Here is a 24,641-nt window from a genome sequence, read left to right as displayed (position 1 = left end):
GACGGTGGACCGCCTGCGGCGCGACCGGGAGGCCCGGATCACGTCCGTCCCGCCGGTCACGCCCGGTGGGAACCAGGTTCCGGACACCGCACCACGGGACAGCGCGGTGCTGTGTCCGGAACCTGGTTCCGAGTGGTCACGCGCTGCGGTGCCACTCGAGGAACCGGTAGCGGGTGCCGCCGTTCCGGGACTCCTGCCAGGGACCCTCGTCGGCGAGCGTCCAACCGGTCGCCTCGCCGAGCGTGGGTGCGACGGTGTCGCCGGGGACGTCGACGTCGATCAGGGTCTCGGAGACGTGGTCGGCCGCGTCGAGTGCGGCGTCGTACACCTGGCCGCCGCCGATGACCCAGACGGTCTCGTCGGTGTCGAGCGCGGCCTGCAGGTCGTGCACGACCTCGGCGCCGTCGGCCGTCCACGTCGTGTCACGGGTGAGCACGACGTTGCGACGACCGGGCAGCGGCCGGAAGCGCTGGGGCAGGGATTCCCAGGTGCGTCGGCCCATCAGCACGGTCGCGTCGCCGGTGACCTGCTTGAAGTGCGCCAGGTCCTCGGGCACGTGCCAGGGCATGCCGCCGTCGGCACCGATGACACCGGTGGTCGAACGGGCCCAGACCATGCCGATCATCAGACGGCGACCGCTGCCTTGATCGCCGGGTGGTGCTCGTAGCCCACGATGGTGAAGTCCTCGTACTCGTAGTCGTCGATCGAGTCGCGCGGTGCGAGTTCGAGCGTCGGCATCGGGTACGCCGTGCGGGACAGCTGCTCCTCGACCTGTTCGACGTGGTTGTCGTAGATGTGGCAGTCGCCGCCGGTCCAGACGAAGTCGCCGACCTCGAGCCCGGTCTGCGCCGCGATCATGTGGGTCAGCAGCGCGTACGAGGCGATGTTGAACGGGACGCCGAGGAACATGTCGGCGCTCCGCTGGTAGAGCTGGCACGAGAGCTTGCCGTCGTTGACGTAGAACTGGAAGAACGCGTGGCACGGGGCGAGCGCCATGTCCGGCACGTCGGCGACGTTCCACGCCGAGACGATGAGCCGACGGCTGTCCGGGTTGGTCGTGATCTGCTCGATGACCTGGGCGATCTGGTCGACGTGCTCACCCGAGGGGGTGGGCCACGAGCGCCACTGCACGCCGTACACCGGGCCGAGGTCGCCGTCGGCGTCCGCCCACTCGTTCCAGATCCGGACACCGTGCTCCTGCAGCCAGGTCGCGTTGCCCTCGCCGCGCAGGAACCAGAGGAGCTCGTACGCGACCGACTTGAAGTGCACGCGCTTCGTGCTGACGAGGGGGAACCCCTTCGACAGGTCGTAGCGGAGCTGCGCGCCGAACAGGCTGCGGGTGCCGGTGCCGGTGCGGTCACCCTTCGGCGATCCCTCGGTCAGGACCCGGCGGAGCAGGTCTTCGTAGGGGGTCGGGACGGAGGCGTCGGGCTGTACGGTCTCGCTGTCGGTCACACACAGAAGCCTACGTCGGTGTGAGTAGCGTTGCGGGCATGCCCGACACGACGGAACAACCGCTCTCGATCCTGGTGGCCGGCTCGTCCGGGTTCATCGGAACGCCCCTCGTCCGCGCCCTGCGCGAGGCGGGGCACCACGTCACCACGCTCGTCCGCCGCGAAGCGCGCACCGCCACCGAGTTCCGCTGGGCGCCGGGGCGGCGTCCGCTCGACCCGGCGATCCTCGACGGCGCCGACGCGGTGATCAACCTGGCCGGCGCGAACATCGGCAAGCTGCCGTGGACGGACGCCTACCGCAAGGAGATCCGCAGCTCGCGCATCGACGCCACCGACACCCTGGTCGAGGCGATGCGGCACGCCGCCACTCCCCCGGCGCTGTTCCTGTCGGGCTCGGCCTCGGGCGTGTACGGCGACCGCCCGGCCGACGTGCTGCAGGACGACGCCGCCCCGGGCACGGGCTTCCTCGCCGACGTCTGCACCGCGTGGGAAGCAGCCGCGAACGCCGCTCCCGCCGGGGTCCGCGTCGTCACGCTCCGCACGGGCATCGTCATCGGCGAGGGCGGTGGTGCACTCGCGCCGCTCGTGCCGCTGACCAAGCTCGGCGTCGGCAGCCGGCTGGGCACCGGTGGCCAGCACTGGCCCTGGATCGCGCTCAAGGACGAGGTGGGCGCGATCGTGCACCTGGCGACCGCGGCCCCGGACGTCTCCGGCCCGGTGAACCTGGCGGGTCCTGAGCCCGTCGTCGCCGACCGCATCACGAAGCACGTCGCCGAGGTCCTGCACCGCCCGTACCTCTTCCGGATCCCCGAGTTCGCCCTGCGCCTGGCACTGCGGGACGCCGCCGACGACATGCTCCTGTCGAGCCAGCGGATGGTCCCCACGAAGCTGCTCGAGTCCGGCTACACGTTCCGGTACACGCAGGCTGCGGACGCGATCGACGCCGTCTTCTGACCCGACGCCGGGCGGTCGGTCAGCGGTCGGCGGCGCGCGCCAGGGCGGTGCGCATCGCCGATCGCGCACGCTTGCGGTCACCGGCGGCGTCGTAGACCACGCCGAGCCGGTACCAGGCACGCCAGTCGGCCGGGTCCTGCTCGACCGCGTCGCGGTACCGCGGGAACAGCTCGTCGGCGGCGTCGCGGATCGGTCGGCCCGACGGCCGAACCGGGACGACGTCGTCCGGGGTGCCGCCCTCGGCCTCGAGCCGTCCGCCGAGCCGGGTGATGCGGATGCCGAAACGGAACTCGAGCACGAGCAGGAGCGCCCCGATCGCGGCCACGACGAACAGCGCGACGCCGATGCCGATGCCGATCGGGATCCCGGTCGCGATGAAGGCGACGGCGCGCTGCCCGACCAGCACGATGTACAGGGCGAGCAGCACCGCCATCAGCGCCGCTCCCCAGAACGGCGAGCGGATCGTGCGTCCGGCCCGCTCCATCCGACCCATGATGCCTCAGCCGATGCCGAGGACGCTGCCGAGGCCCACGGTGAGGCCCCGCGCCGCGACGACGTTCGCCAGCGCCGCACGGATGCCCGCGACGTAGGCGACGTCGTCGTTGGTGTCGTGCCGGATCGTCAGCGTCTCGCCGGGGCCGCTCAGCACGACGTCCTGCACGGCCTTCACCCCGGGGAGCCGGAGCGAGTGGACGGGCACGCTGGCGACCTGCTGGCCGCGGGCGCGCTGGTCGACGTGCGGGGCGTCCACGGGACCGACCTCGCGCCGCGCGTCGGCCATCAGCTCGGCGGTGCGCACCGCGGTGCCCGAGGGCGAGTCGATCTTGCCGGCGTGGTGGGTCTCGACGATCTCGGCGGCGGGGAACCACGGGGCCGCGATCGTCGCCAGGTGCGTGCCGAGCACGGAGCCGATCGAGAAGTTCGGGACCACGAGCACCCCCTGGTCCGGGCGTTCCTGCAGCCCGGTGCGGAGCTTCGCGAGCCGGTCGAGCGACCAGCCGGAGGTGCCGACGAGCACGTTCGCGCCGCTCGAGAGCGCGTTCTCCACGATCGCCGGGCTGAGCGACGGCACCGTCACGTCGACCACGAGGGCCGCGCCGCCGAAGACCGACGGCGGCGCCTCGTGCGCGCCGTCCTTCGACGACAGGCGGGCGACGAGCTCGAACTCCGGGAGTTCCTCGACGACGGACGCCACGAGGCCCCCGAGACGACCGGTGGCGCCGACGACGGCGACGGGAGTGACCATGCGGTCCATCCTAGGATCGACGCATGTCAGTCGAGGTCAGGACCGTGCCGGCCGATCTGCCCGAGGTCGACGCGCTGCTCGATGCGTACCTGGACGAACGGGAGGCGACGTTCCCGAGCGCGCAGGGCACGTACTCGCGGAAGCGCACCCCCGCGGCCGAGTTCACGCCGCCGAACGGGGTGTTCGCGGTGGCGTACGACGACGGCGTCGCGGTCGGATGCGGCGGCCTCCGTCGGATCGCGGACGGGGTCGACGCGACCGGTGCCGTCGACGTCCGGTTCGAGGTCAAGCACGTCTTCGTGGTGCCGGCCGGGCGCGGCACGGGCGTGGCGACGGCCGTGATGGACCTGCTCGAGCGGGCCGGGGCCGACCTCGGTGCGACGAGCATCGTCCTCGACACGAACGACTCGCTCGTGGCGGCCGGCGCGATGTACCGCGGTCGCGGGTACCAGCGGGTCGAGCCGTTCAACGACAACCCGAACGCCACCGCTTGGTACCGCAGGGCGGTGGACCGCACGGAGACGGGCCGCGAGCCGATCGCCTGAGCCGCCACGGGCCTCCCGGCCGCGTCGCCGCGTACCGGACGGGCAGCCGCTAGACGGGCTGGTCGACCGGCAGACCGGTGCGCAGCTCCACGGGCAGGTGGGCCAGGTCGTTCAGCGTGACGACCTCGGCGGGCTTCGCCGACCGGATCCGGATGATCGTGAGCGCGGTGTGGGCGACGTTCGTGCCCATCCAGCGCCACTCCGGGGCCTGGAACGCCTCGCGCACGAACCAGCCGATCACGGCGTTGTGGGTGATCAGCAGGTCGTGCCGGTCCTCGCGCGCCGGGGTGAACCACTCCGACACGGCGTCGCCCATCTGGGCCTGCCCGGCGACGATCTCCTCTTCGGTGATGCCGCCGTACCAGCCCTGGTAGGCGTGCGGCATGTCCGGGGTCGGGCCGGAGGGGATGCAGTCGAACAGCAGCGTCGAGGGCTCGGGCTGGATCGACGGCAGGCGCTGCGACAGGAACGCGGCGGTCTCGCTCGGGGCCTCGAGCGGCGAGTGGTACACGCCGTCGAAGGGCACACCGCCGAGACGGTCAGCGATCAGGGTCGCCTGACGCTTGCCGCGTTCGGAGAGCTTGCCGTCCCGCAGGCCGTGTTCGGCGTCCTGGTGTTCGCCGTGTCGGACGAGGTACAGGTAGTGCGACATGTCCGTTGCTCAGCTGCCGATCCCGATGGCCGCGGCGAGTTCGTCCTGCTGCACGGCACCGACGACCGACGTGATCGTCGGCCGGGTGAGCAGGTCGCGCGCGAGTTCGAGCACGCCGTCGGTCGTGACGCGGTCGACACGCTCGAGCGCCGTCGACAGGTCGGTGTACTCGCCGGTGCCGAGCTCGGAGCGGCCGAGGCGGGTCATGCGGGCGTCGGAGTCCTCGAGCGAGAGCGTCAGCGCGCCCTCGATCTGGCCCTTGGCACGTCGGAGCTCGTCGTCGGTGATGCCGTGGTCGACCATCCGGCGGAACTCGGCGTCGACGATGTCGATGACACCGGCCACGTTGTCCGGCGCGCAGCCCGCGTAGACACCGAAGGCGCCGTTGTCCAGGTAGGCCGGGGCGAACGACGACACCGCGTAGGCCAGACCGCGGCGCTCGCGCACTTCCTGGAACAGGCGCGAGCTCATGCCCCCACCGAGCACGGCGTTCAGGACGCTGAGGGAGGGACGGCGGTCGTCGCGCAGGTCGAGGCCCTGCGAGCCGCGGAGCATGCTCACCTGTTCGGTGGGGCGGTGCACCACGGACAGCTTCGCCTCGACCGGGTCGGCCACGGTCTCGGGCGTCCGGCGCGGCAGCGGCTCGGCGTCGGGGGCGTCGTGGAAGACGCCGGCGACGAGTTCGCAGAACCGGTCGTGGTCGACGGCACCGGCGGCGGTCACGACGATGCCGTTCGGTGCGTAGTGCTCGCGGTAGTGGGCCAGCACGTCGTCGCGCTGGACCGCCCGGATGCTGTCCGGGGTCCCCCCGATCGGACGGCCGAGGGGGTGTCCGCCGAAGGCCGCGGCGAAGAAGGCCTCGCCCGCGACGTCGGCCGGGTCGTCGGCGGCCATCGCGAGTTCCTCGAGGATGACCCCACGCTCGACGGCGAAGGCGTCCGGTTCGAGCACCGAACCGGTGACCATGTCACCGATGACGTTCACGGCCATCGGGACGTCGGTGTCCCGGACCCGTGCGTAGTAGCAGGTGTACTCCTTGGCGGTCGCGGCGTTGTGCTCACCGCCGACCGAGTCGAACGCGATGGCGATGTCGAGCGCCGATCGGGTCTCGGTGCCCTTGAAGAGCAGGTGTTCGAGGAAGTGGGTCGACCCGAACTGCCCGTCGCGCTCGTCACGCGAACCGACGCCGACCCAGAACCCGATGCTCGTCGACGCGGCACCCGGCACCGCCTCGGTCAGCACACGGACACCCGAGGGCAGCACGGTGCGACGGACGAAGGCCCCGCCGGACGTCAGGAACGACGTGTCCGGGGCCCCGAGCGGCAGTGGCACTGGCTGGTTCATCGCAGACGAGCCTACTGATCCGTCGATGCCTCCCGCCCAGTTTCCCGGTCTCGGTCGCGTGCCACTCGAAGTGGGGTACAGAAAGTGTGGACAGACCGACTCGTCTGTCTGTCCTCCTTGTGCTACTGTTGGCCACGCCGGATCGAAAGCCCCCCTAAGTTCCGATCCGGCGGCTCGGGACATCAGTCCTGCGCGACCACCGAGTCCCCCCACTCCGGTCGCGGAGCCGATGAGTCCGAGGAGTACACGCTGTGACGGTCGATTCCCCCCAACCGGCCGTCCAGCGTCTCCCCGGCCCGAGCACGAACCTCGCGTCGCCGGACGGGTCGAGCGTCCCCCCGACTCCCCGCTCCGGCGGCGCGAAGGTCCGTGTCCTCGAGACCGCCACGCGACTCTTCTACGAAGAGGGCATCCACAGCGTCGGCGTCGACCGCCTCATCTCCGAGGCGAGCGTCACGAAGGCGACGTTCTACAAGCACTACGGGTCGAAGGACAACCTGATCCTCGCCTACATCCGCACCCAGCACGAGCGCGTGCAGGAGCGGATGGAGCAGCTGATCGCCGACGCCGGCTCCCCCGACCGGGCCGTCCGTGCGTGGGTCGCCGCACTGGCCGACGACGTCAACGACCCGGCGTTCCGCGGCTGTGCGTTCCTGCACGCCGCCGCCGAGTACCACGACCCGCGCGACCCCGTCCGCCAGGTCGTCGCCGTGCACCGCGACTGGTACACCGAGCGACTCGCGACCCTGCTGCAGGAGGCCGGACACCCCCTGCCCGGCGACGGTGCCGACGAGCTCATGCTCGCGCGTGACGGTGCGATGGCCGGGGCGTACGCCGGTGACGCGATCGCCGCCACCGCTGCGCTCAACCGAGTGGTCGACCGGGTGCTCGCGGGCTGACGCCCGGCTGTCGCCAGATCTGTCGCTCTGGCGGGGCTGTCGAGGCGACCGCGGGCGGACGGGAGGCCCGTGGCGGGCCCGCACCGTGCCTCCAGGCCGTCGCGTGCGAACTCCCACAGCCCAGCGCGCGCACCGAGCGCAGCCCGAGCCGGCGGGTGTTGGCTTGGGTCATGGCCAACGACCCCAACTGGAACCTGCCCGACGTCCCGTCCTTCACCCTCACGAGCCCCGACTTCACCGACGGAGGCGAGCTGCCCACCTCGGCACGCGGCTCCGACGTCGGCGGTGAGGACCGTTCCCCCGCACTCGAGTGGTCGGACGCGCCCGAGGGCACGAAGAGCTTCGTCCTGACCGTCTACGACCCCGATGCCCCGACCGGCTCGGGCTTCTGGCACTGGAGCCTGAGCGACATCCCGGGCTCGGCGACCTCGCTCCCCGCAGGCGCCGGCACCGACGACGCCCTGCTGCCCGCCGAGGCACTCCGCCGCCGCAACGAGTTCGGCACGGACACGTTCCTCGGGGCAGCACCGCCCGCGGGCCACGGTGTGCACCGCTACTTCTTCACGCTGAGCGCCCTCGACGTCCCCGTGCTCGAGGTCCCCGCCGACGCAACCCCCGCGGTCGTGGGCTTCATGCTCCGCGGGCACCTGCTCGGGCGCGCGCAGCTCATGGGCACGCAGGAGACCCCCGCGGCCTGACCGGCACGCGGCACCGCGCCGCGATCTTTCGCGGCCAACGACAGTTCACGCGGCGCCGTGCCCGTGAGGTGTCGTTGGCCGCGAAAGCACGCACGCGGCCAACGCACGCACGCGGCCAAGGCACGCACGCCCCCGCAACGGCGAACGGCCGCCGCCCCGGAAGGGACGGCGGCCGTTCGTGCGTCAGGACGCGAAAGCGGATCAGCCCTCGGCCGGGTCCTCGGCGTGGGCGCGGACCGTCTCGGCCGAGGTGGAGTCACCCTCGGTCTCGTCGGCCACGACCGGCGCGAGCGACAGCTTGCCGCGGTCGTCCACCTTGGTGACCTCGACCAGGACCTTCTGGCCGACGCCGAGCACGTCCTCGACGTTCTCCACACGCTTGCCACCGGCGAGCTTGCGCACCTCGGAGACGTGGAGCAGACCGTCACGGCCCGGGAGCAGCGACACGAAGGCGCCGAAGGTGGCGATCTTCACGACGGTGCCGAGGAACTGGTCCCCGATCTCCGGGTTGGTCGGGTTGGCGATCGCGTTGACCTGGGCACGAGCAGCCTCGGCCGACGGACCGTCGACGGCGCCGATGTAGACGGTGCCGTTGTCCTCGATCGAGATGTCGGCACCGGTGGTGTCCTGGATGCCGTTGATCGTCTTGCCCTTCGGGCCGATCAGCTCGCCGATCTTGTCGACGGGGATCTGCACCGAGATGACGCGAGGAGCGGTGTCCGCCATCTCGTCGGGGGCGTCGATGGCCTCGTTCAGCACACCGAGGATGGCCGAGCGGGCCTCCTTGGCCTGCTTGAGCGCCGCGTCGAGCACCGTCGACGGGATGCCGTCGAGCTTGGTGTCGAGCTGGATCGCGGTGACGAACTCCGAGGTACCGGCGACCTTGAAGTCCATGTCGCCGAGGGCGTCTTCCGCGCCGAGGATGTCGGTCAGGGCCGCGTAGCGGGTCTGACCGTCGACGGTGTCGGAGACCAGGCCCATCGCGATGCCGGCGACCGGGGCCTTGAGGGGCACACCGGCGTTGAGCAGCGACAGGGTCGAGGCGCAGACGGAACCCATCGAGGTCGAGCCGTTGGAGCTGAGCGCCTCGGAGACCTGACGGATGGCGTAGGGGAACTCGTCGCGCGAGGGCAGCACCGGCACGAGGGCGCGCTCGGCGAGGAAGCCGTGCCCGATCTCGCGACGCTTCGGCGAACCGACACGGCCGGTCTCACCGGTCGAGTAGGGCGGGAAGTTGTAGTGGTGCAGGTAGCGCTTCTTCGTGACGGGCGACAGCGAGTCGATCTGCTGCTCCATCTTGAGCATGTTCAGCGTGGTGACGCCGAGGATCTGCGTCTCGCCACGCTGGAAGATCGCCGAACCGTGGACGCGCGGGATCACGGCGACCTCGGCGTCGAGCGGACGGATGTCGGCGAGGCCGCGACCGTCCATGCGGACCTGCTCGGTCAGGATGCGGCCGCGGACGACCTTCTTCGTGACCGACTTGTACGCGGCGCTGACCTGGCCGTTGGCCTCGGTCGGCAGCTCGCCGGCCTCGACCTTGGCGGCGATGGCCTCCTTGACGCGCGACTTGAGCGCGTCGTCGGCGTCCTGACGCTCGGTCTTGGCGGCGATCTTGTAGACGTCACCGAGCTCGGAGAGCGCGAGGGCCTCGACGGCCGAGTAGACCTCGGGCGCGTAGGGCGGGAAGACCGGGTAGTCCTGGATCTCCTTGGCCGACTGCGCGGCGAGCTTGGCCTGGGCGTCGACGAGGGACTTGAGGAACGGCTTCGCCGCCTCGAGGCCCTGGGCGACGATGGCCTCGTCGGGCTTGGTGGCGCCGCCCTGGATGAGGTCCCAGGCGTGCTCGGTGGCTTCGGCCTCGACCATCATGATCGCGACGTCCTCGTTGCCGGCCTCGTCCGTGACGACACGACCGGCGACGGTCAGGTCGAACACGGCGTCGGCGAGCTGCGAGGCCTTCGGGAACGCGACCCACTGGTCACCGATGAGCGCGAGGCGCACACCGGCGATCGGGCCGGAGAACGGCAGACCGGAGATCTGCGTCGACGCGGACGCGGCGTTGATCGCCAGCGCGTCGTAGAACTCGTCCGGAGCGATGCTCAGGACGGTGATGACGATCTGCACCTCGTTGCGCAGGCCGTCGACGAACGACGGACGCAGCGGCCGGTCGATGAGACGGCACACGAGGATGGCCTCGGTCGACGGACGGCCTTCACGGCGGAAGAACGAACCGGGGATCTTGCCGGCGGCGTAGGAGCGCTCCTCGACGTCGACGGTCAGCGGGAAGAAGTCGAAGCCCTCACGCGGGTGCTTGCCGGCGCTGGTGGCCGAGAGGAGCATCGTTTCCTCGTCCAGGTACGCGGCGACCGCGCCCTGGGCCTGCTGTGCGAGCCGACCGGTCTCGAACCGGACGGTGCGCTTGCCGTACTTGCCGTTGTCGATGACGGCTTCGGCGAACTTGATCTCGGGACCCTCCAAAAGGGCGCCTCCTTGATGTGTTTCCGGCAGGCCATGGCGACGGCACTCGATGGTGCGTGCGCGCCGATCGTTCCGGACGCATGTCTGGCCAGCAGTAGAAGCACTCGGGAAACCGTTCCGGCCCGCGAGCCACCACCGATGACCAGCTCCGTGCCCGGCCTGCGCAGTGTTGTGTGTGACGTCCGGGGAATGAGTCCTCGGACACGATGGACTTTACCAGTCCTCAGGCTGTGGGCGGCGCGGCTCGCTGGACTGCTGGTGAACATCGGTAGCCTGCCGCCATGCGTCTCACCCCCTCACGGGGCGTGCTCGTCGCGGCCGCCGTGGTCGTCGGCGCGCTCGTCGCCCCGGCCCTGACCGCTGCCCCCGCGAACGCCACCGAGTACCCCACGTGGCAGGACGTCCAGCGCGCCAAGGGCAACGAGACCGCGAAGCGCGCCGAGGTGCAGAAGGTGCAGGCTGCACTGCAGTCGGCGCAGGACGAAGCAGCCGCGAAGTCCCAGGCCGCCCTGGTGGCCTCGTCGAAGGCGGACGCGGCCGAGGCGGAGTCGGCGGCGGCCGCCCAGGCCGCCACGAGCCTCCAGGCCCAGGCGCAGCACGCGAGCGAGACGGCGGACCGTGCCCAGCAGCGGGCCGGCCAACTGGCCGCGAACCTGTACCGCGACGGCAGCACGAACCAGATGACCACCCGCATCGCGACCGCGGAGAACCCCGACCAGCTGCTCTACCAGCTCGGCGCGCTCGACCAGCTGTCGGAGACCTGGTCCGGCGTCATGGACGAGGCGTCCGTCGCGGCCGGCACGGCGTCGTCGCTGCACGAGCAGGCCGAGCGGGCCGAGACGGAACGCGCGACGCGCGCACAGGCGGCCGAGGAACGCTCGGCCGCGGCGAAGGCGGCGGAACAGGCGGCGGACGCCGCCGTCGAGTCGACGGAGCAGCACAGCGACGAGCTGTACGCGCAGCTCGCGTCGCTCAAGGACAGCACCGCGAAGCAGGAGGCCGGGTACGAGCTCGGCCAGCGGGTCGCCGCGCAGAAGGCGGAGCAGCAGCGCAAGCGGGCCGCAGCGGCGGCGGCCGAGGCTGCGGCGAACACTGCCGCGGCGAACGCCGGCAGCGGCGGCGCGACGAGCGGCGGCACCGGCTCGTCCTACCCGAGCACCGGGGGCGTCGCCGTGGACCCCACGGCCGCACAGGCCTACGCACGGAGCGCGCTCGGGTCGTACGGGTGGGGCTCCGACCAGTTCTCGTGCCTGGTGTCGCTCTGGACGCAGGAGTCCGGGTGGCGGGCGAACGCCCTGAACGCCTCGAGCGGCGCCTACGGGATCCCGCAGTCGCTGCCGGCCGAGAAGATGGCGGTCGCCGGAGCCGACTGGCGCACCAACGCGAACACGCAGATCGACTGGGGGCTCGCGTACATCAAGAGCGCCTACGGCTCACCCTGCGGCGCGTGGGGCCACGAGATGAGCGTCAACCCGCACTGGTACTGAGCCGGCGGCGGGACCGACGGTCAGTGGCCGAGACCGCCGAGCAGGCTCGCGAAGTCCGGGGTCGCGGGGAGCGCGTCGGCTTCCTGCGGGGCCCGCCTGGAGGCCCGGATCGCCCAGGCCAGATCGGCTCCGGCCCGGCGGATGCGACCGTCCAGGGCGGCCGCGTCACCGTCGGTCCCCCAGTCGTCGGTCGCGGCGAAGACCCCGGTGGGGGCGATCGCCGCGCGCAGGTACGCGAAGACCGGCCGGAGGGCGTGGTCGATCGCGAGGGAGTGGCGCGAGGTCCCGCCGGTGGCACCGAGCAGGACGGGCATGTCGGCCATCGAGTCCTTGTCGAGCACGTCCAGGAACGACTTCGCCAGTCCGCTGACGCCCGCGGTGAAGATCGGCGTGACGAACACGACGGCGTCGGCCTCGACCACGGCGGCCATCGCTGCGGAGAGCGCCGGGGCCGCGAAGCCGGTGAGCATCGCGTCGGTGATCTCGTGCGCGAGCGGCCGGAGCTCGACGTGCACGACGTGTGCCGGGGTGCCCTCGGCGACGAGCGATGCGACGGCGGCCTCCCCGAGACGGTCGGCGAGCAGGCGGGTGGAGCTGGGCTCGGAGAGTCCGGCGGAGACGACGGCGATGGTGGTCATGATGCTTCCCGACTTTCGATGCGTTTGCATGAACATAGCATCCAACCGGGTCGTCGTCGCAACCATTCCCGCGCCGAGCGGCGTGCCGATCGGTCACGACTCCCCGCGTGCTGACTGCGGAGCGGTCGCGAAGTGTCGCGTGAGACCGCGGTAATCGACGAATCGTGACCGCCGCACGAGCGCGGGCGACGTGTCGTGACCGACCGAGGACGGAGCAGGGCCGCCACCGAGCGTCGAACACCCCGGGAACGAAGAACGCCCCGGTCCTCACGAAGAGGTCCGGGGCGTTCGGTCAAGCGTGTGTCGGTCGACTAGCGACGCAGGCCGAGGCGCTCGATGAGCGTGCGGTAGCGGGCGATGTCGACGTCGGAGAGGTAACCGAGGAGACGGCGACGCTGACCGACCATGAGGAGCAGGCCACGACGCGAGTGGTGGTCGTGCTTGTGCTCCTTGAGGTGCTCGTTCAGGTCGTTGATGCGACGCGTCAGAACTGCGACCTGGACCTCGGGGGATCCGGTGTCGCCCGGGTGGGTCGCGTACTCTTCGATGATCTCCTGCTTGACCTGTGCGTCAAGTGCCATGGTGATCCCCTTCCTGTCCGTTGCGCGGTGCCCGTGCCTGATGCACGAGCGCTCTTTGTCCGCGGCCGTTCGACGGCAACCGCACAAGACTACCAGAGTCCTAGGCGGTCCTGGGGCGCAGACGGCGTCGTCGGCGACGCTCCGGCAGCAGACTGCGGACGAGTCCGACCAGCGTCGCGCCGAGCAGTCCGCCGAGGCCGTTCGACAGCACGTCGCGCGGGTCCGCGACGCGGTACGGCAGGTAGGTGGCCTGCGCGAACTCGATGCCCGTGGACAGCGCGACCGCGACGAGCGCGCCGAGGATCCACCAGCGCCGGGGCAGCCACAGCGCCGCGAGCACCCCCACCGGCACGAACATCGCGATGTTGGCGAGGAACTCGGTGCGCTCGTACGTGAACCACGCACCGTGCGGCAGCTGCTGCACCCAGGCGATCGCATGCAGCACGAGCGAGTTCTGGGCCGAGGTGAAGACCTGCGGGGTCAGCGTCATCCGCCAGATCACCCAGGCGTAGCCCGCGGTCAGGGCGAGGAGGAGGAGTCGACGGAACATCCGGACAGTGTGCTGCACGGTCCTGGCCGGTCGCTGGAGCGCTCCTGTCAGCGGGCGGTACGACTCCTGGGGGATCGCGCATCGGCGCTGGTCAGGACTCCCCCGCACCTGTCAGCATGGGTCGGGGCGCGATCGGTGCCCACACCACCGACACCGCACGGGCAGATCAGGAGCACCGCAGCATGCCGGAGCACGAGGCACCCGACACCCCACGCCGCAACCGCACCGGCGGCCTGCGGCAGTGGGGGTGGATCACCGTCGCCGCCGTCGTCGTCGCCGCGGTCGTCACGACGCTCGTGGTCGTCGGCCCGTGGAACGGCGGCCAGCCGGACGGCGACGCCACCCCGAGCGGGCGCACCGTCGCCGAGCGGAAGACCGCGGCCGAGGCGTTCCCGGGCGGGCTCGCGCGCCAGCCGACCGCCGTGAACCAGGCCGGCATCCGCGAGCGACAGGCACGGGCCGAGGGCGACGCCGCGACCGCCGAGCAGATCGCCGTGATCGCCGACCAGCCGATCGCGACCTGGCTGACGAACACCTCGCGGGCCGAGACCCGCTCGACGATCCGGTCGGTGGTCAGCACGGCGGAGGAACGTGGCGGCACCCCCGTGTTCGTCCTCTACAACATCCCGGACCGCGACTGCGGCAGCTACTCCAAGGGCGGCACCGAGGACGACGCCTACCTGCCGTGGGTCCGGTCCGCCGTCCGGGCGATGGCCGGCTCGCACGCCGTCGTGCTCGTCGAACCCGACTCGATCGCCCAGATCCAGAACTGCGAGCGACTGCGCGACGCACGCCTGCCCCTGCTGCGGAAGGCCGTCGACGCGCTGACCGGCCACGGGCTCACCGTGTACCTGGACGGCGGCAACGAGAACCGTGTGCCCAGCGCCACCATGGCGGACTGGCTGCGGCAGGCCGGCGTCGACGAGGTGCAGGGCTTCTTCACGAACGTGTCGAACTTCTACCGCGTCGACCAGGAGCGCGCGTACGCGGACGAGCTCGCCGACGCGATCGGTGGCGACCCGCACTTCGTCGTCGACGTCTCCCGCAACGGGCAGGGGTGGCGGGGAACCTGGTGCAACCCCGAGGGCGCCGGCCTCGGCCAGGAGCCGCACGTCACCGGCGGCAGCACCCGGCTCGACGCCCTGCTCTGGGTGAAGACGCCGGGGCTCAGCGACGGCACCTGCAACGGCGGCCCCGCTGCCGGCCAGTGGTGGGAGTCGTACGCGCTGGCCCTGGTCGAGCACCGCAAGCGCGACTGACCACGTCACGGAGACGGCCCGCGCAGGACCGTGTCGGTGCCCGGTGGTTGCATGTGCGCATGACCGCGACCGACCGCATCCGCTCCGTCGTCCCGCCCTACCTGCTCCGCGCCGTCGCCGACGCCCAGGCATTCCCCCGGGCGGCCTCGGCGGCACGCACCGCACTGGCCTCGCTCGACGCCGTGCAGGCGCCGAAGCACGAGCACCTGGTCGCACCGCGCGGCGTCAGCGGTGCCGTCGACCGCTCCCCGCAGCGGACGATCACCGACGCGCACGGCACCACGACGCTGCCCGGCACCGTCGTCCGGCGCGAGGGCGACGCCGACTCCGGTGACGCCGCGGTCGACGAGGCCTACGCGGGCCTGGGCGCCACGCACGCCTTCTGGCTCGAGGTCTTCGAGCGGGTGTCGATCGACGGTGCCGGACTCCCCCTCGACGCGACCGTGCACTACGGCCAGGATTACGACAACGCCTACTGGGACGGCAGCCGGATGGTGTTCGGCGACGGCGACGACGAGGTGTTCCGCCGCTTCACCGTCGCGCTCGACGTCATCGGCCACGAGCTCGCGCACGGCGTCACGCAGTACACCGCCGACCTGACCTACCAGGGCCAGTCGGGCGCCCTCAACGAGTCGATCAGCGACGTCTTCGGCTCCCTGGTCGCCCAGTACGCGGCGGGGCAGACGGCGGAGCAGGCGAGCTGGCTCATCGGCGAGGGGCTGTTCACCGACGCCGTGCAGGGCGACGCGCTCCGGTCGATGCGCGCCCCCGGTACCGCGTACGACGACCCGGTGCTCGGGAAGGACCCGCAACCGGCGACCATGGACGGGTTCGTCGTCACCACCGACGACGCCGGCGGCGTCCACACGAACTCCGGCATCCCGAACCACGCGTTCTTCCTGGTGGCCACGGCCATCGGCGGCCCCGCCTGGCTGGGCGCCGGTGCCGTCTGGTGGGACGCCCTGACGTCGCCCGAGGTGACTGCCTCGGTCGACTTCGCGGGCTTCGCCACCGTCACCGTCGACGCGGCCGGGCGACGGTTCGGGGACGGCTCCGCCGAGCAGACCGCGGTGCGTCAGGCCTGGCAGCGGGTGGGCGTGCTCGACTGATCGCGCCACCCGGGCGTAGCGTCGGGGGCATGCGCATCGAGGTCCGCCGCTCCGGTGGCTTCGCCGGCACCACACGGCGCTGGCGGGTCGACACCGACACGAGCGGCGACCCCACGGCGTGGTCCGACGTCGTCGATGCGCTGCAGCGCACCCCGGCGCCGACGGCACCGCCCGTCCCCGACGACTTCAACTGGACGATCACCGTCGAGCGCACCACCGTGACGATCCCGGGTCGCCGCCTCGACGGTCCGTGGGCCGACCTGGTCGCGCGTGTGCGCTCCGAGGGCGACCCGACCTGAGCCGGGAGGCCCGTGGCGGGCCCGCACCGGGCCTCCTGTCCGCCCCGCGGTGACGCCACCACCCATCGATCGTGCGCAGGAACGGTCGCGTGGGACCGGCGGGCCCGACCGTTCCTGCTCACGAAGCGCGCGGGGACGCGCACACGACCGTCAGTCGACGTCGATGACCGTCAGGCGACGGGTCGGACGCGTCATCGCGACGTACACCGCGGCGGCGGCACGGGCGGCATCGGCCCCCACGCCGTCCGGGTCGACGAGCAGCACGCCGTCGAACTCCAGGCCCTTGGCGTCCGCACCCGTCAGCACCGTGAGCGAGCCGGCGTTCGGCGAGGCGAGCCCCCGGACGTCCGCCTCGGTGCGGGCGAGCCGCTGCCGGATCGTGTCGACCTGGGACTCGGGGACGATGACGCCGATGGTGCCGGAGCCGATCCGGGCACGCTCGGCGTCGGCGACCGCCACGACGGTGTCGAGCAGGTCGGCCCGGGCGACGCGGACGCGCTCGACGGGGTCGCCGTCGCGCACGGCCTCGTTGCGGGTGACCGTGAGGCCGGCGCTGTCCGCGAAGGCCCCGGCGGCCTCGACGATGGAGCGCGGGGTGCGGTAGTTCACCGTGAGCTGCTCGATGCGGTGGTCGAGCGGCACCTGCGGCGCACGGCCGCGGCGGCGACGCGCGAGCGCTCCGATGACGTCGTCCCAGGTGCGTGCGGCACCCGGCGAGGAACCCTGCGCCATGTCGCCGACGATCGTGAACGAGCGCAGCGGGTTGCGGCGGGCGAGCACGCGCCACTGCATCGGCGACAGCTCCTGCGCCTCGTCGACGACGATGTGCCCGTAGGTCCACTCGCGGTCGTCGGCGGCGCGCTCGGCCGTGGAGCGGGGGTCGCCGCCCTCGGCGAACGAGCCGGCGACCTGCTCGGCGCTGACGATGCCCTCGACACCCATGTTCTCGATGGCCTGGCGGGCGTTCTCGACGTCGCGGTTCCGGCTGGCCTTCGCCGCGCGCTTGGCGGCGCCGCCGGTCGGGTCGAACGGGCCGAGCAGTTCGGCGGCCTCGTCGAGCAGGGGGACGTCCTCGACGGTCCAGGCCGTGCCGCGGGCGCGCTGCAGCAGGGCACGGCGTTCCGGGGTCCAGTCGGGGGTGAGCGAGGCGAGCCAGTTCGGCCGGGCGTAGAGGTCCTCGAGGAACTTCTCCGGCGGCAACGGCAACCACGCGGTGTTGAGCAGCACCCGGGCGTCGTACGAACTCCGGATGTCCTCGCGCAGGACCTTCGCGTCGGCCTCGTCCACCGTGGTACCGCGCTCCCGCAGCTGCTCGGCGAGCAGGCGGGTCATCGCGTCGAGGGCGATCTTGTTGAACGTGACGCGGGCGGCGTTGTGCGGCTTGCCGCGGTCCTGCGCACGCTTCATCGCGTCGGCGACGAGCTGCGGCGGGACGACGAGCCGCTCGCCCTCGATGTCGAGCGTGACCGACTCGGTCGGCACGACCTGGCGCGAGCGCACCGCGCGGCGCAGGAGCGACGCCGTCTGCGCGGCGCCCTTCACGGCGGCGACGTCGCGGGTGTCGTGCGTCGTCGCGTGCACGCCCGGGTAGAGCGAGCCGAGCGACGCCATCACGACACCGGTCTCGCCGAGCGACGGGAGCACCTGCTCGATGTACGTCAGGAACGCCGGAGACGGACCGACCATGAGCACGCCGGATCCCCGCAGCCGCTCGCGGTACGAGTAGAGCAGGTAGGCGGCCCGGTGCAGCGCCACGGCGGTCTTGCCGGTGCCGGGGCCACCCTGCACGATGAGCACGCCCTCGAGCGGGGAGCGGATGATGCGGTCCTGCTCGCCCTGGATCGTCGCGACGATGTCGGTCATCCGGCCGGTGCGCTCGGCGGTGACCGCGGCGAGCAGCGCTCCCTCGCCCTGCAGGTGGGTGCGCTCGTCGTCGTAGAGCGAGGCGTCGAACACCTCGTCCTCGACGCCGACCACCCGTCGACCCTGCAGGGACAGGTGCCGGCGGGACCGCATGCCCATCGGGTGCGCGGCGGTGGCCTGGTAGAAGGCACTGGCGCCGGGGACGCGCCAGTCGAGCAGCAGCGGCCGGTGCTCGGCGTCGCGCAGTCCCACGCGGCCGATGTACCGGAAGGTGTCGTCGGAGTTGTCGGGCTCGGCGACCTCGAGCCGGCCGAAGACCAGGCGGTCGCCCACCCGCTCGAGCGTCGCGACGGTGTCCTCGTAGAGCCGCGCGTACGCGTCGCGCTCGCTGCGGCTCTGGTGGTTCCCGCCGACCGCCTGTCGGCGGGTCTCGGCGAGGCGCTGCTCGGCCTCGGCGGTCAGCTCGTCGAGACGACGGAAGAGGCCGTCGACGTAGCCGCGTTCACGGTCGATCTCGGTCGGTTCGGACACACGCAACCCTTCGGGAAGAGGGGGAACCAGTGTACTGCCCACCGGGAGCCCCGCTGTCCCCGAAGGGTCGCGTCGGAGTCACATCTCTTCGTGTGTGTCCGGGTCGCCGTCCCACAGGCGACCGCGCTCGAGCGCGGAGATCGCCTGCACCTCGTCGTCGGTCAGCTCGAAGCCGAAGACGTCGAGGTTCTCCTTCTGGCGGGCGGCGTCGCCCGACTTCGGCACCGGCACGGCACCGAGCTGGACGTGCCAGCGCAGCACGACCTGGCCGGGGGCCACACCGTGCGCGGCGGCGGCGTCGACGATCGGCTGCTCGGTGAGCAGTTCCGACCGCTTCGCGAGCGGGCTCCAGCTCTCGGTCACGATGCCGAGCTCCTGGTGCACCTTCCGCAGTTCCGCCTGGGGGAAGTACGGGTGCAGCTCCACCTGGTTGACGGCCGGGGCGACCCCGGTGGCGTCGACGATCCGGCGGAGGTGCTCCGGCGTGAAGTTCGAGACGCCGATCGAGCGGACCTTGCCGCTGTCACGGAGGTCGACGAACGCCTTCCAGGTGTCGACGAACTTGTCCACCGACGGGTTCGGCCAGTGGATCAGGTACAGGTCGACGTGGTCGAGCCCCAGGTTGCCGAGGGTCTCGTCGATCGAGCGGTGTGCCTCGTCGTAGCCGTGGTGCCGGCCGGGCAGCTTCGACGTGACGACGAGGTCCTCGCGTGCCACCTCGGACTCGCGGACGGCGCGGCCGACGGCGTCCTCGTTGCCGTAGTTCAGCGCCGTGTCGAGCAGCCGGTAGCCGCTCGTGATCGCGGTGCCGACCGCCGCCGCGCCCTCGTCGCCGTTCAGGCCGTAGGTGCCGAGGCCGAGCTCCGGGAACCGGTGGCCGTCGTTCAGCTCGATCGTCGGGGCGCCGACCTGCATCAGCGGACCCCGAGCAGGTCGATCACGAAGATAAGGGTCTTGCCGGACAGGAAGTGGCCACCGCCGGCGGGTCCGTAGGCGAGCTCCGGCGGGACGACGAGCTTGCGTCGGCCGCCGACCTTCATGCCGGGGATGCCCTCCTGCCAGCCGCGCACCAGGGCCGCGAGCGGGAAGTCGATGGGCTCGCCGCGGTTCCAGGAGCTGTCGAACTCCTCGCCGGTCTCGTACTCGACGCCGGCGTAGTGGACCTTGACGGTCGAGCCGGACGACGCTTCCTCGCCGGAGCCCTCGACGATGTCGGTGATGACGAGCTCGGTGGGGGCGGGGCCCTCGGGGGCGTCGAACTCGGGCTTGCTGTTCAGGTCAGTCATGCCGATCAGTCAACCAGAGCGCGCACCGGGCACGCGCAACGAGCGTCCAGCCCGCAGAATGGTTCCACCGTGACACCATCGACTCCCGCACCGCCGCGCCGCCGCCTGCTCGCCGACCTCACCCCGCTCCGCCGCTCCCCCGCCTTCGCCCGGCTCTGGGCCGGCACCGCGATCGCCGGCATCGGTACCCAGATGACCACCGTCGCCGTCGGGCTCGAGGTCTACGAGATCACCCGCTCGACCTTCGCCGTGGCCCTGGTGGGTGTCATCGCGCTCGTGCCGATGATCGTCGCCGGCCTGTACGGCGGCATGCTCGCGGACGCCTTCGACCGACGCCTCGTCGCGCTCGTGTCGTCGATGATCGCGTGGGTCGCCGTCGCCCTGATCGCCACGCACGCCTGGCTCGACCTGCACAGCGTCGCACTGCTCTACGTGCTCGCGACGGTCAACGCCGTGGCCGCCACCGTCAGCAACGCCTCCCGCTCCGCCATCGTCCCGCGGCTCGTCGGCACCGACCTGCTGCCCGCGGCGAGCGCCCTGGGCGGGATCGCGTCGGGGTTCCAGGTCACCGTCGGTCCGGCGATCGCGGGCGTGCTCATCGCGAGCGTCGGGTTCGCGCCGACCTACACGATCGACGTCGTGCTCTTCACGTTCGCGTTCCTCGGGGTGTTCACGCTGCCCCGGATGGCCGCCGACCACGACGCACTGCGGCCCGGGCTCGGCTCGCTCATCGAGGGCGCGAAGTTCCTGCGGCGGTCACGCAACATCACGATGACGTTCGTGCTCGACATCGTCGCGATGACCTTCGGGCAGCCGCGTGTGCTGTTCCCCGCGATCGGCGCGCTCGTCATCGGCGGTGGGTCGATCACCGTCGGGACCCTGACCGCCGCGTACGCGATCGGGGCGCTGCTGTCGAGCGTGTTCTCCGGGCCGCTCGGGCACGTCCGACGCCAGGGTGAGGCCGTCGGCTGGGCCATCACCGCGTACGGCGGCGCGATCGCGGCGTTCGGTGTGGTCATCGCGCTGGCGCACGTGCTCGGCGGCCGCTCGGGCGAGGCGTTCGGCGTCGAGATCCTGCCGGCACTCGGGCTCGCGGCGCTGTTCCTGGCGATGGCCGGCGGCGCGGACAACGTCAGCTCGGTGTTCCGGAACACGATCCTGCAGGCGGCGTCGCCGGACGGCATGCGCGGTCGGCTGCAGGGCATCTTCATCGTGGTGGTCACGGGCGGCCCGCGGCTCGGCGACCTGTACGCCGGCCTGGTCGTCGCGGCCGGCATCGCGTACCCGCCGGTCATCGGCGGCGTGCTCATCATCGGCCTCGTCGCGCTGCTCCTCCGGATGGTCCCGTCGTTCCGCCGCTACGACGCGCTGCACCCCCACGCCAACTGACAGGCGGTGCGGTGCGGTCGGGTCGCCTCGACTCGCCTCGCCGAGACTCGGCTACGCGGACAGTTCCGCGGCCGAACGCGCGGGAGACTGTCCGCCGGGGCGAGACTCGGCTACGCGGGCTGCGGGTGGGACGCGACCACCCCAGGACCGGAGGCGCGAGGCGGGCCCGCACCGCGCCTCCAGGACCGCACGTGTCGGGTACCGTACGACACATGCCGGACAGCGCATCGCGCGACCTCCAGCGGACCGGAGTCCGTGCCGTCGTCCGGCGCACCTACCACTCGGTCATCCGGCACCGCGTCGTCGACGCGGCCGCGTCGCTGACGTTCTTCGCCCTGCTCACGGTCTTCCCGACCGCATTGGCGGTCGTGTCGGCGCTGTCGATCGTCGACCGCAAGGGCGACAGCCTGACGGACATCGTCCAGGTCCTCGGGTTCATCGTCAGGCCGGAGACCGCCGAGCACCTCGAGGGGCCGCTCCGGCAGCTGCTGACCCTGGACAACCCCTGGCTCGGGTTCACGATCGGCGTCGTGCTGACGCTCTGGTCACTGTCCGGCTACGCGACGGCGTTCGGACGGGCGATGAACACCGCCTACGAGGTCGAGGAGGGCCGGCGGATCTGGAAGTTCCGCAGCATGATGCTCCTCGTCACGCTGCTCGTCATGGTCGGCGGCGCCGTCGCCATCGTCATCCTGCTCGGCACGCCGACGATCTCCGAGGCCGTCATCCGACAGCTCGGGTGGGCGCCCTGGATCGACGACGTGTGGAACGTGGTGAAGTGGCCGGTGCTCGCGGCCGACCTCGTCGTCATGGTGGCGGTGCTCTACTACGCGACGCCGAACGTGAAGACCCCGCAGCTGCGGTGGGTGTCGGCCGGTGCCGCGTTCGCGATCGTGACCTGGGCCGTCGCCACGGTGGGGTTCGCGCTCTACGTGGAGACCCTCGGTGGCGGGAACCGCGCCTACGGGTGGCTCGGTGGCGCGATCCTGCTGCTCGTGTACCTGTACATCTCGAACTTCGTGCTCGTGGTCGGCGGGGAGCTCGACTCCGAGGTGATCCGGATGCGGCAACTGCTCGCAGGCATCGAGGCGGACGAGTCGATCCGGCTGCCGCTGCGGGACGTCACGCGGAACTTCACGCTCGCGCGCTGGCGGGACCAGGACATCGCGGCCGCGCAGCACGTCCGGGCCGAGGCCGCGCGGGTGGCCGAGGAAGAGGACGCCGAGCCGACCCCGGGCGAGGAGCACCTGCGGGCGCTGGCGCAGCAGGTGCGGGTGGGCGAGCGGCCGCTGCCGTGACGGGTGGGTGCGTGGGCCCGCGGGCGCCCCGCGTCAGCGCTTGCGCGCCTCGGCGTCCAGCATCTCCTCGGTGATGATCGGGATCGCGCCCGTCGCCAGCTCGATGCCCGACAGCCGCGCCGGGCTGAGCACCCGCATGACCTGGTCCTCCTCCATCAGCCCCGCGGCCACGACGAGCGTCGAGATCGGCGTCGAGGTGGTCAGCGCCGTGTGCGCGATGGACGCCGCCGCGGCGTACCCGATGTACGGCGTGAGCGCGGTGACGACGCCGACGTTCGTGTCGACCTGGGCCGCGAGCTTCGCCTCGTTCGCCTCGATGCCGACGACGCAGTGCTCACGCAGGGTCGCGCAGCCGCGGGACATCCACTGCAGTGACTGCAGGATCGAGTGGGCGATGATCGGCTCGAAGGCGTTGAGCTGCAGCTGCCCGCTCTCCGCCGCCATCGTCACGGTGGTGTCGGCCCCGGCGACCGCGTAGGCGATCTGGTTCACGACCTCGGGGATCACCGGGTTGACCTTGCCCGGCATGATCGACGAGCCGGCCTGGCGAGCCGGCAGGGTGATCTCGCCGAGACCCGCCTGCGGACCGGACGACAGCAGCCGCAGGTCGTTGCAGATCTTCGAGAGCTTCGCGGCGCTGCGCTTCACGGTGCCGGACAGGGTCATGAACGCACCGGCGTCGCTCGTCGCCTCGATGAGGTCGGGGGCGGTGACGACGTCGATGCCGCTCGCCTCCTGCAGCTGCCGACGGACCTCGTCACGGTAGAGCGGGTCCGCGGTGATCCCGGTGCCGATCGCCGTCGCGCCCAGGTTCATCTCGGCGAGCAGCGGCATCACCTTGCGGAGCAGGTCCGCGTCCTCCTGGATCGTGTGCGAGAAGCCGGTGAACTCCTGCCCGAGGGTCATCGGCACCGCGTCCTGCAACTGCGTCCGGCCCACCTTCAGCACGTCGGCGAAGGCGCGGCCCCGCTCGGCGAACGCCGCGGAGAGCTCTTCGAGCTGCACGATCAGACGGCGGACGCCGAAGATCATCGCGATCTTGATGCTCGTCGGGTACGTGTCGTTCGTCGACTGGCTGCGGTTCACGTGGTCGATCGGGTGCAGGTACGCGTAGTCGCCCCGCTCCCGTCCGAGGAGTTCGAGCGCCCGGTTCGCGAGCACCTCGTTCGTGTTCATGTTCGTGCTCGTCCCCGCACCGCCCTGCACGACGTCGACGACGAACTGCTCGCGGAGGGCCCCGTCGCGGACCTCCTGCGCCGCGCGGTCGATCGCATCGGCGCGCTCCTCGTCGAGGACACCGATCGCCCGGTTCGCCCGCGCCGCAGCCTGCTTCACCGTGACGAGCGCCTCGATGAGGTCCGGGTACACGGCGATCGGAACGGAGGTGATCGGGAAGTTCTCCAGTGCCCGCAACGTGTTGATGCCCCAGTACGCGTCGTTCGGGACCTCCCGTGATCCCAGCGAGTCGCTCTCGGTCCGCGTCGTCGTCGTCACAGGTGCCTCCTCGTTGCCGGTCACACGTCGAGGCTAGTCCCGTCCGTCCGGCCGGTCCGGGAACGCGCCGGGGCTGGTGGGACCGGCGGCGTTCCTGCGCGAGCGGGCGGAATACCGGGGTCGCCTCGGCACCGCACGCGGGCGTTTCGCCCGCTCGCCACGCGACGGCCTGGAGGCCCGGTGCCAGGCCGCCACGGGCCTCCCGTCGCTTCGTGAGCAGAAGATGTCGGGTCCCAGACGGCGACCCGACATCTTCTGCTCACCGAACGCGCCGCCTGCGCGAGCGGGCGGAACACCGGGGTCGCCTCCGCAACGCACGCGGGCATTTCGCCCGCTCGCCACGCGACGGCCTGGAGGCCCGGTGCCAACCCGCCACGGGCCTCCCGTCCGACCCGCGGTCACGCCCGGCCGCGAGCGGGCGAAAGACCGGGGTGCCCGCGCGCGAAGACGCGGGCATTTCGCCCGCTCGCGCCAGGGGCGCACGCCCGAGGTGGGCGCCCTCACACTTCGTGAGCGGAACGGGTCGGGCCGCCGACCGCGACCCGACATCTCCTGCTCACCAAGAACGCCCCGCCCGCGCGAGC

24 protein-coding genes are annotated in these 24,641 nt (G+C 71.8%); 10 read left to right on the top strand and 14 right to left on the bottom strand.

The window, feature by feature from the left end; all coding sequences use genetic code 11:
- Positions 1-136 precede the first annotated feature (136 nt).
- Together DEJ30_RS04735 and DEJ30_RS04730 are read right to left on the bottom strand one after the other, a co-directional pair.
- A complete protein-coding gene (locus DEJ30_RS04735; RefSeq protein WP_110859273.1) occupies positions 137-625 on the bottom strand; it encodes a dihydrofolate reductase in 489 nt (162 codons plus the stop codon).
- The gene (locus DEJ30_RS04730; protein ID WP_110859272.1) at positions 625-1,455 is read right to left on the bottom strand and encodes a thymidylate synthase; all 831 of its coding nucleotides are present in this window, start codon (positions 1,453-1,455) and stop codon (positions 625-627) included. The genes DEJ30_RS04735 and DEJ30_RS04730 overlap by 1 nt, the downstream gene beginning before the upstream one ends.
- A 38-nt stretch (positions 1,456-1,493) precedes the next feature.
- On the opposite strand from DEJ30_RS04730, the gene DEJ30_RS04725 reads away from it, so the two are divergent.
- Positions 1,494-2,408 (top strand): TIGR01777 family oxidoreductase, encoded by a 915-nt coding sequence (locus DEJ30_RS04725; protein ID WP_110859271.1) that lies wholly within the window; start codon positions 1,494-1,496, stop codon positions 2,406-2,408.
- Positions 2,409-2,427: 19 nt separating this feature from the next.
- Here DEJ30_RS04725 and DEJ30_RS04720 read toward each other — a convergent pair whose 3' ends face one another.
- Positions 2,428-2,892, bottom strand: a complete 465-nt coding sequence (locus DEJ30_RS04720; protein WP_110859270.1) for a tetratricopeptide repeat protein — start codon at positions 2,890-2,892, stop codon at positions 2,428-2,430.
- A 15-nt stretch (positions 2,893-2,907) separates the two neighbouring features.
- Entirely contained in the window at positions 2,908-3,654 is a 747-nt protein-coding gene (locus DEJ30_RS04715; protein ID WP_258369817.1) for a 4-hydroxy-tetrahydrodipicolinate reductase, read from the bottom strand.
- A gap of 23 nt (positions 3,655-3,677) precedes the next feature.
- Between DEJ30_RS04715 and DEJ30_RS04710 the strand changes: the two genes are divergently transcribed.
- Positions 3,678-4,199, top strand: coding sequence for a GNAT family N-acetyltransferase (locus DEJ30_RS04710; RefSeq protein WP_110859268.1), 522 nt, complete (start codon positions 3,678-3,680; stop codon positions 4,197-4,199).
- A 49-nt stretch (positions 4,200-4,248) separates the two neighbouring features.
- On the opposite strand, the gene DEJ30_RS04705 is transcribed toward DEJ30_RS04710, so the two are convergent.
- Both DEJ30_RS04705 and DEJ30_RS04700 read right to left on the bottom strand, forming a co-directional pair.
- Positions 4,249-4,851, bottom strand: a complete 603-nt coding sequence (locus DEJ30_RS04705) for a histidine phosphatase family protein (protein ID WP_027464756.1) — start codon at positions 4,849-4,851, stop codon at positions 4,249-4,251.
- Positions 4,852-4,860: 9 nt separating this feature from the next.
- Complete coding sequence (locus DEJ30_RS04700) at positions 4,861-6,195, bottom strand: pitrilysin family protein (protein ID WP_110859267.1); 1,335 nt, start codon at positions 6,193-6,195, stop codon at positions 4,861-4,863.
- 251 nt (positions 6,196-6,446) lie between these two features.
- Here DEJ30_RS04700 and DEJ30_RS04695 point away from each other — a divergent pair, with 251 nt between their 5' ends.
- Both DEJ30_RS04695 and DEJ30_RS04690 read left to right on the top strand, forming a co-directional pair.
- Complete coding sequence (locus tag DEJ30_RS04695; protein ID WP_110859266.1) at positions 6,447-7,094, top strand: TetR/AcrR family transcriptional regulator; 648 nt, start codon at positions 6,447-6,449, stop codon at positions 7,092-7,094.
- Positions 7,095-7,264: 170 nt separating this feature from the next.
- Entirely contained in the window at positions 7,265-7,792 is a 528-nt protein-coding gene (locus DEJ30_RS04690) for a YbhB/YbcL family Raf kinase inhibitor-like protein (protein ID WP_110859265.1), read from the top strand.
- 201 nt (positions 7,793-7,993) lie between these two features.
- On the opposite strand, the gene DEJ30_RS04685 is transcribed toward DEJ30_RS04690, so the two are convergent.
- The gene (locus DEJ30_RS04685; protein WP_110859264.1) at positions 7,994-10,273 is read right to left on the bottom strand and encodes a polyribonucleotide nucleotidyltransferase; all 2,280 of its coding nucleotides are present in this window, start codon (positions 10,271-10,273) and stop codon (positions 7,994-7,996) included.
- Between the two features lie 281 nt (positions 10,274-10,554).
- Here DEJ30_RS04685 and DEJ30_RS04680 point away from each other — a divergent pair, with 281 nt between their 5' ends.
- Positions 10,555-11,760, top strand: a complete 1,206-nt coding sequence (locus DEJ30_RS04680) for a hypothetical protein (RefSeq protein WP_110859263.1) — start codon at positions 10,555-10,557, stop codon at positions 11,758-11,760.
- 20 nt (positions 11,761-11,780) lie between these two features.
- Here the strand turns inward: DEJ30_RS04680 and DEJ30_RS04675 are convergent, their stop codons facing one another.
- The 3 genes from DEJ30_RS04675 to DEJ30_RS04665 all read right to left on the bottom strand — a co-directional run bounded on the left by DEJ30_RS04675 (position 11,781) and on the right by DEJ30_RS04665 (position 13,529).
- Positions 11,781-12,398 carry a CE1759 family FMN reductase gene (locus DEJ30_RS04675; RefSeq protein ID WP_110859262.1) on the bottom strand — a complete coding sequence of 206 codons (618 nt, stop codon included), beginning with the start codon at positions 12,396-12,398 and terminating at the stop codon, positions 11,781-11,783.
- Between the two features lie 311 nt (positions 12,399-12,709).
- On the bottom strand, positions 12,710-12,979 hold the full coding sequence (gene rpsO, locus DEJ30_RS04670) for a 30S ribosomal protein S15 (RefSeq protein WP_017885935.1): 270 nt from the start codon (positions 12,977-12,979) through the stop codon (positions 12,710-12,712).
- 100 nt (positions 12,980-13,079) lie between these two features.
- Complete coding sequence (locus DEJ30_RS04665) at positions 13,080-13,529, bottom strand: VanZ family protein (RefSeq protein WP_110859261.1); 450 nt, start codon at positions 13,527-13,529, stop codon at positions 13,080-13,082.
- A gap of 182 nt (positions 13,530-13,711) precedes the next feature.
- On the opposite strand from DEJ30_RS04665, the gene DEJ30_RS04660 reads away from it, so the two are divergent.
- The 3 genes from DEJ30_RS04660 to DEJ30_RS04650 are packed head-to-tail and all read left to right on the top strand — an operon-like array spanning position 13,712 to position 16,196.
- Complete coding sequence (locus tag DEJ30_RS04660) at positions 13,712-14,788, top strand: glycoside hydrolase family 6 protein (protein ID WP_181420005.1); 1,077 nt, start codon at positions 13,712-13,714, stop codon at positions 14,786-14,788.
- 59 nt (positions 14,789-14,847) lie between these two features.
- Entirely contained in the window at positions 14,848-15,897 is a 1,050-nt protein-coding gene (locus tag DEJ30_RS04655) for a M4 family metallopeptidase (RefSeq protein WP_110859259.1), read from the top strand.
- A 29-nt stretch (positions 15,898-15,926) separates the two neighbouring features.
- Positions 15,927-16,196 (top strand): protealysin inhibitor emfourin, encoded by a 270-nt coding sequence (locus tag DEJ30_RS04650; protein ID WP_110859258.1) that lies wholly within the window; start codon positions 15,927-15,929, stop codon positions 16,194-16,196.
- A 150-nt stretch (positions 16,197-16,346) separates the two neighbouring features.
- Here DEJ30_RS04650 and DEJ30_RS04645 read toward each other — a convergent pair whose 3' ends face one another.
- From DEJ30_RS04645 to DEJ30_RS04635, 3 genes are all read right to left on the bottom strand, one after another.
- Entirely contained in the window at positions 16,347-18,590 is a 2,244-nt protein-coding gene (locus DEJ30_RS04645; protein WP_258369816.1) for an ATP-binding domain-containing protein, read from the bottom strand.
- Between the two features lie 78 nt (positions 18,591-18,668).
- A complete protein-coding gene (locus tag DEJ30_RS04640; protein WP_110859256.1) occupies positions 18,669-19,505 on the bottom strand; it encodes an aldo/keto reductase in 837 nt (278 codons plus the stop codon).
- Positions 19,505-19,876 (bottom strand): FKBP-type peptidyl-prolyl cis-trans isomerase, encoded by a 372-nt coding sequence (locus DEJ30_RS04635; RefSeq protein WP_110859255.1) that lies wholly within the window; start codon positions 19,874-19,876, stop codon positions 19,505-19,507. Before DEJ30_RS04635 ends, DEJ30_RS04640 begins: the two co-directional genes overlap by 1 nt.
- A gap of 69 nt (positions 19,877-19,945) precedes the next feature.
- Between DEJ30_RS04635 and DEJ30_RS04630 the strand changes: the two genes are divergently transcribed.
- On the top strand, positions 19,946-21,265 hold the full coding sequence (locus tag DEJ30_RS04630; RefSeq protein WP_110859254.1) for an MFS transporter: 1,320 nt from the start codon (positions 19,946-19,948) through the stop codon (positions 21,263-21,265).
- Positions 21,266-21,477: 212 nt separating this feature from the next.
- Positions 21,478-22,563: a YihY/virulence factor BrkB family protein gene (locus DEJ30_RS04625; protein ID WP_110859253.1), complete on the top strand. Its 1,086-nt coding sequence runs from the start codon at positions 21,478-21,480 to the stop codon at positions 22,561-22,563.
- A gap of 33 nt (positions 22,564-22,596) precedes the next feature.
- Here the strand turns inward: DEJ30_RS04625 and DEJ30_RS04620 are convergent, their stop codons facing one another.
- On the bottom strand, positions 22,597-24,057 hold the full coding sequence (locus DEJ30_RS04620) for an aspartate ammonia-lyase (RefSeq protein ID WP_258367025.1): 1,461 nt from the start codon (positions 24,055-24,057) through the stop codon (positions 22,597-22,599).
- Between the last annotated feature and the right edge of the window lie 584 nt (positions 24,058-24,641).

Origin of the sequence: Curtobacterium sp. MCPF17_003 (assembly GCF_003224385.1) — a bacterium.
Lineage (GTDB): Bacteria > Actinomycetota > Actinomycetes > Actinomycetales > Microbacteriaceae > Curtobacterium > Curtobacterium flaccumfaciens.
This window is presented reverse-complemented; position numbering and strand designations above follow the sequence as displayed.

Coding starts and splice junctions, on each gene's coding strand:
- DEJ30_RS04675 (WP_110859262.1), bottom strand. CDS start 12,398: ATGACCACCATCGCCGTCGTCTCCGCCGGACTCTCCGAGCCCAGCTCC.
- DEJ30_RS04715 (WP_258369817.1), bottom strand. CDS start 3,654: ATGGTCACTCCCGTCGCCGTCGTCGGCGCCACCGGTCGTCTCGGGGGC.
- DEJ30_RS04705 (WP_027464756.1), bottom strand. CDS start 4,851: ATGTCGCACTACCTGTACCTCGTCCGACACGGCGAACACCAGGACGCC.
- DEJ30_RS04660 (WP_181420005.1), top strand. CDS start 13,712: ATGCCGGAGCACGAGGCACCCGACACCCCACGCCGCAACCGCACCGGC.
- DEJ30_RS04700 (WP_110859267.1), bottom strand. CDS start 6,195: ATGAACCAGCCAGTGCCACTGCCGCTCGGGGCCCCGGACACGTCGTTC.
- DEJ30_RS04720 (WP_110859270.1), bottom strand. CDS start 2,892: ATGGAGCGGGCCGGACGCACGATCCGCTCGCCGTTCTGGGGAGCGGCG.
- DEJ30_RS04625 (WP_110859253.1), top strand. CDS start 21,478: ATGCCGGACAGCGCATCGCGCGACCTCCAGCGGACCGGAGTCCGTGCC.
- DEJ30_RS04640 (WP_110859256.1), bottom strand. CDS start 19,505: ATGCAGGTCGGCGCCCCGACGATCGAGCTGAACGACGGCCACCGGTTC.
- DEJ30_RS04650 (WP_110859258.1), top strand. CDS start 15,927: ATGCGCATCGAGGTCCGCCGCTCCGGTGGCTTCGCCGGCACCACACGG.
- DEJ30_RS04680 (WP_110859263.1), top strand. CDS start 10,555: ATGCGTCTCACCCCCTCACGGGGCGTGCTCGTCGCGGCCGCCGTGGTC.
- DEJ30_RS04635 (WP_110859255.1), bottom strand. CDS start 19,876: ATGACTGACCTGAACAGCAAGCCCGAGTTCGACGCCCCCGAGGGCCCC.
- DEJ30_RS04725 (WP_110859271.1), top strand. CDS start 1,494: ATGCCCGACACGACGGAACAACCGCTCTCGATCCTGGTGGCCGGCTCG.
- DEJ30_RS04655 (WP_110859259.1), top strand. CDS start 14,848: ATGACCGCGACCGACCGCATCCGCTCCGTCGTCCCGCCCTACCTGCTC.
- rpsO (WP_017885935.1), bottom strand. CDS start 12,979: ATGGCACTTGACGCACAGGTCAAGCAGGAGATCATCGAAGAGTACGCG.
- DEJ30_RS04710 (WP_110859268.1), top strand. CDS start 3,678: ATGTCAGTCGAGGTCAGGACCGTGCCGGCCGATCTGCCCGAGGTCGAC.
- DEJ30_RS04690 (WP_110859265.1), top strand. CDS start 7,265: ATGGCCAACGACCCCAACTGGAACCTGCCCGACGTCCCGTCCTTCACC.
- DEJ30_RS04735 (WP_110859273.1), bottom strand. CDS start 625: ATGATCGGCATGGTCTGGGCCCGTTCGACCACCGGTGTCATCGGTGCC.
- DEJ30_RS04665 (WP_110859261.1), bottom strand. CDS start 13,529: ATGTTCCGTCGACTCCTCCTCCTCGCCCTGACCGCGGGCTACGCCTGG.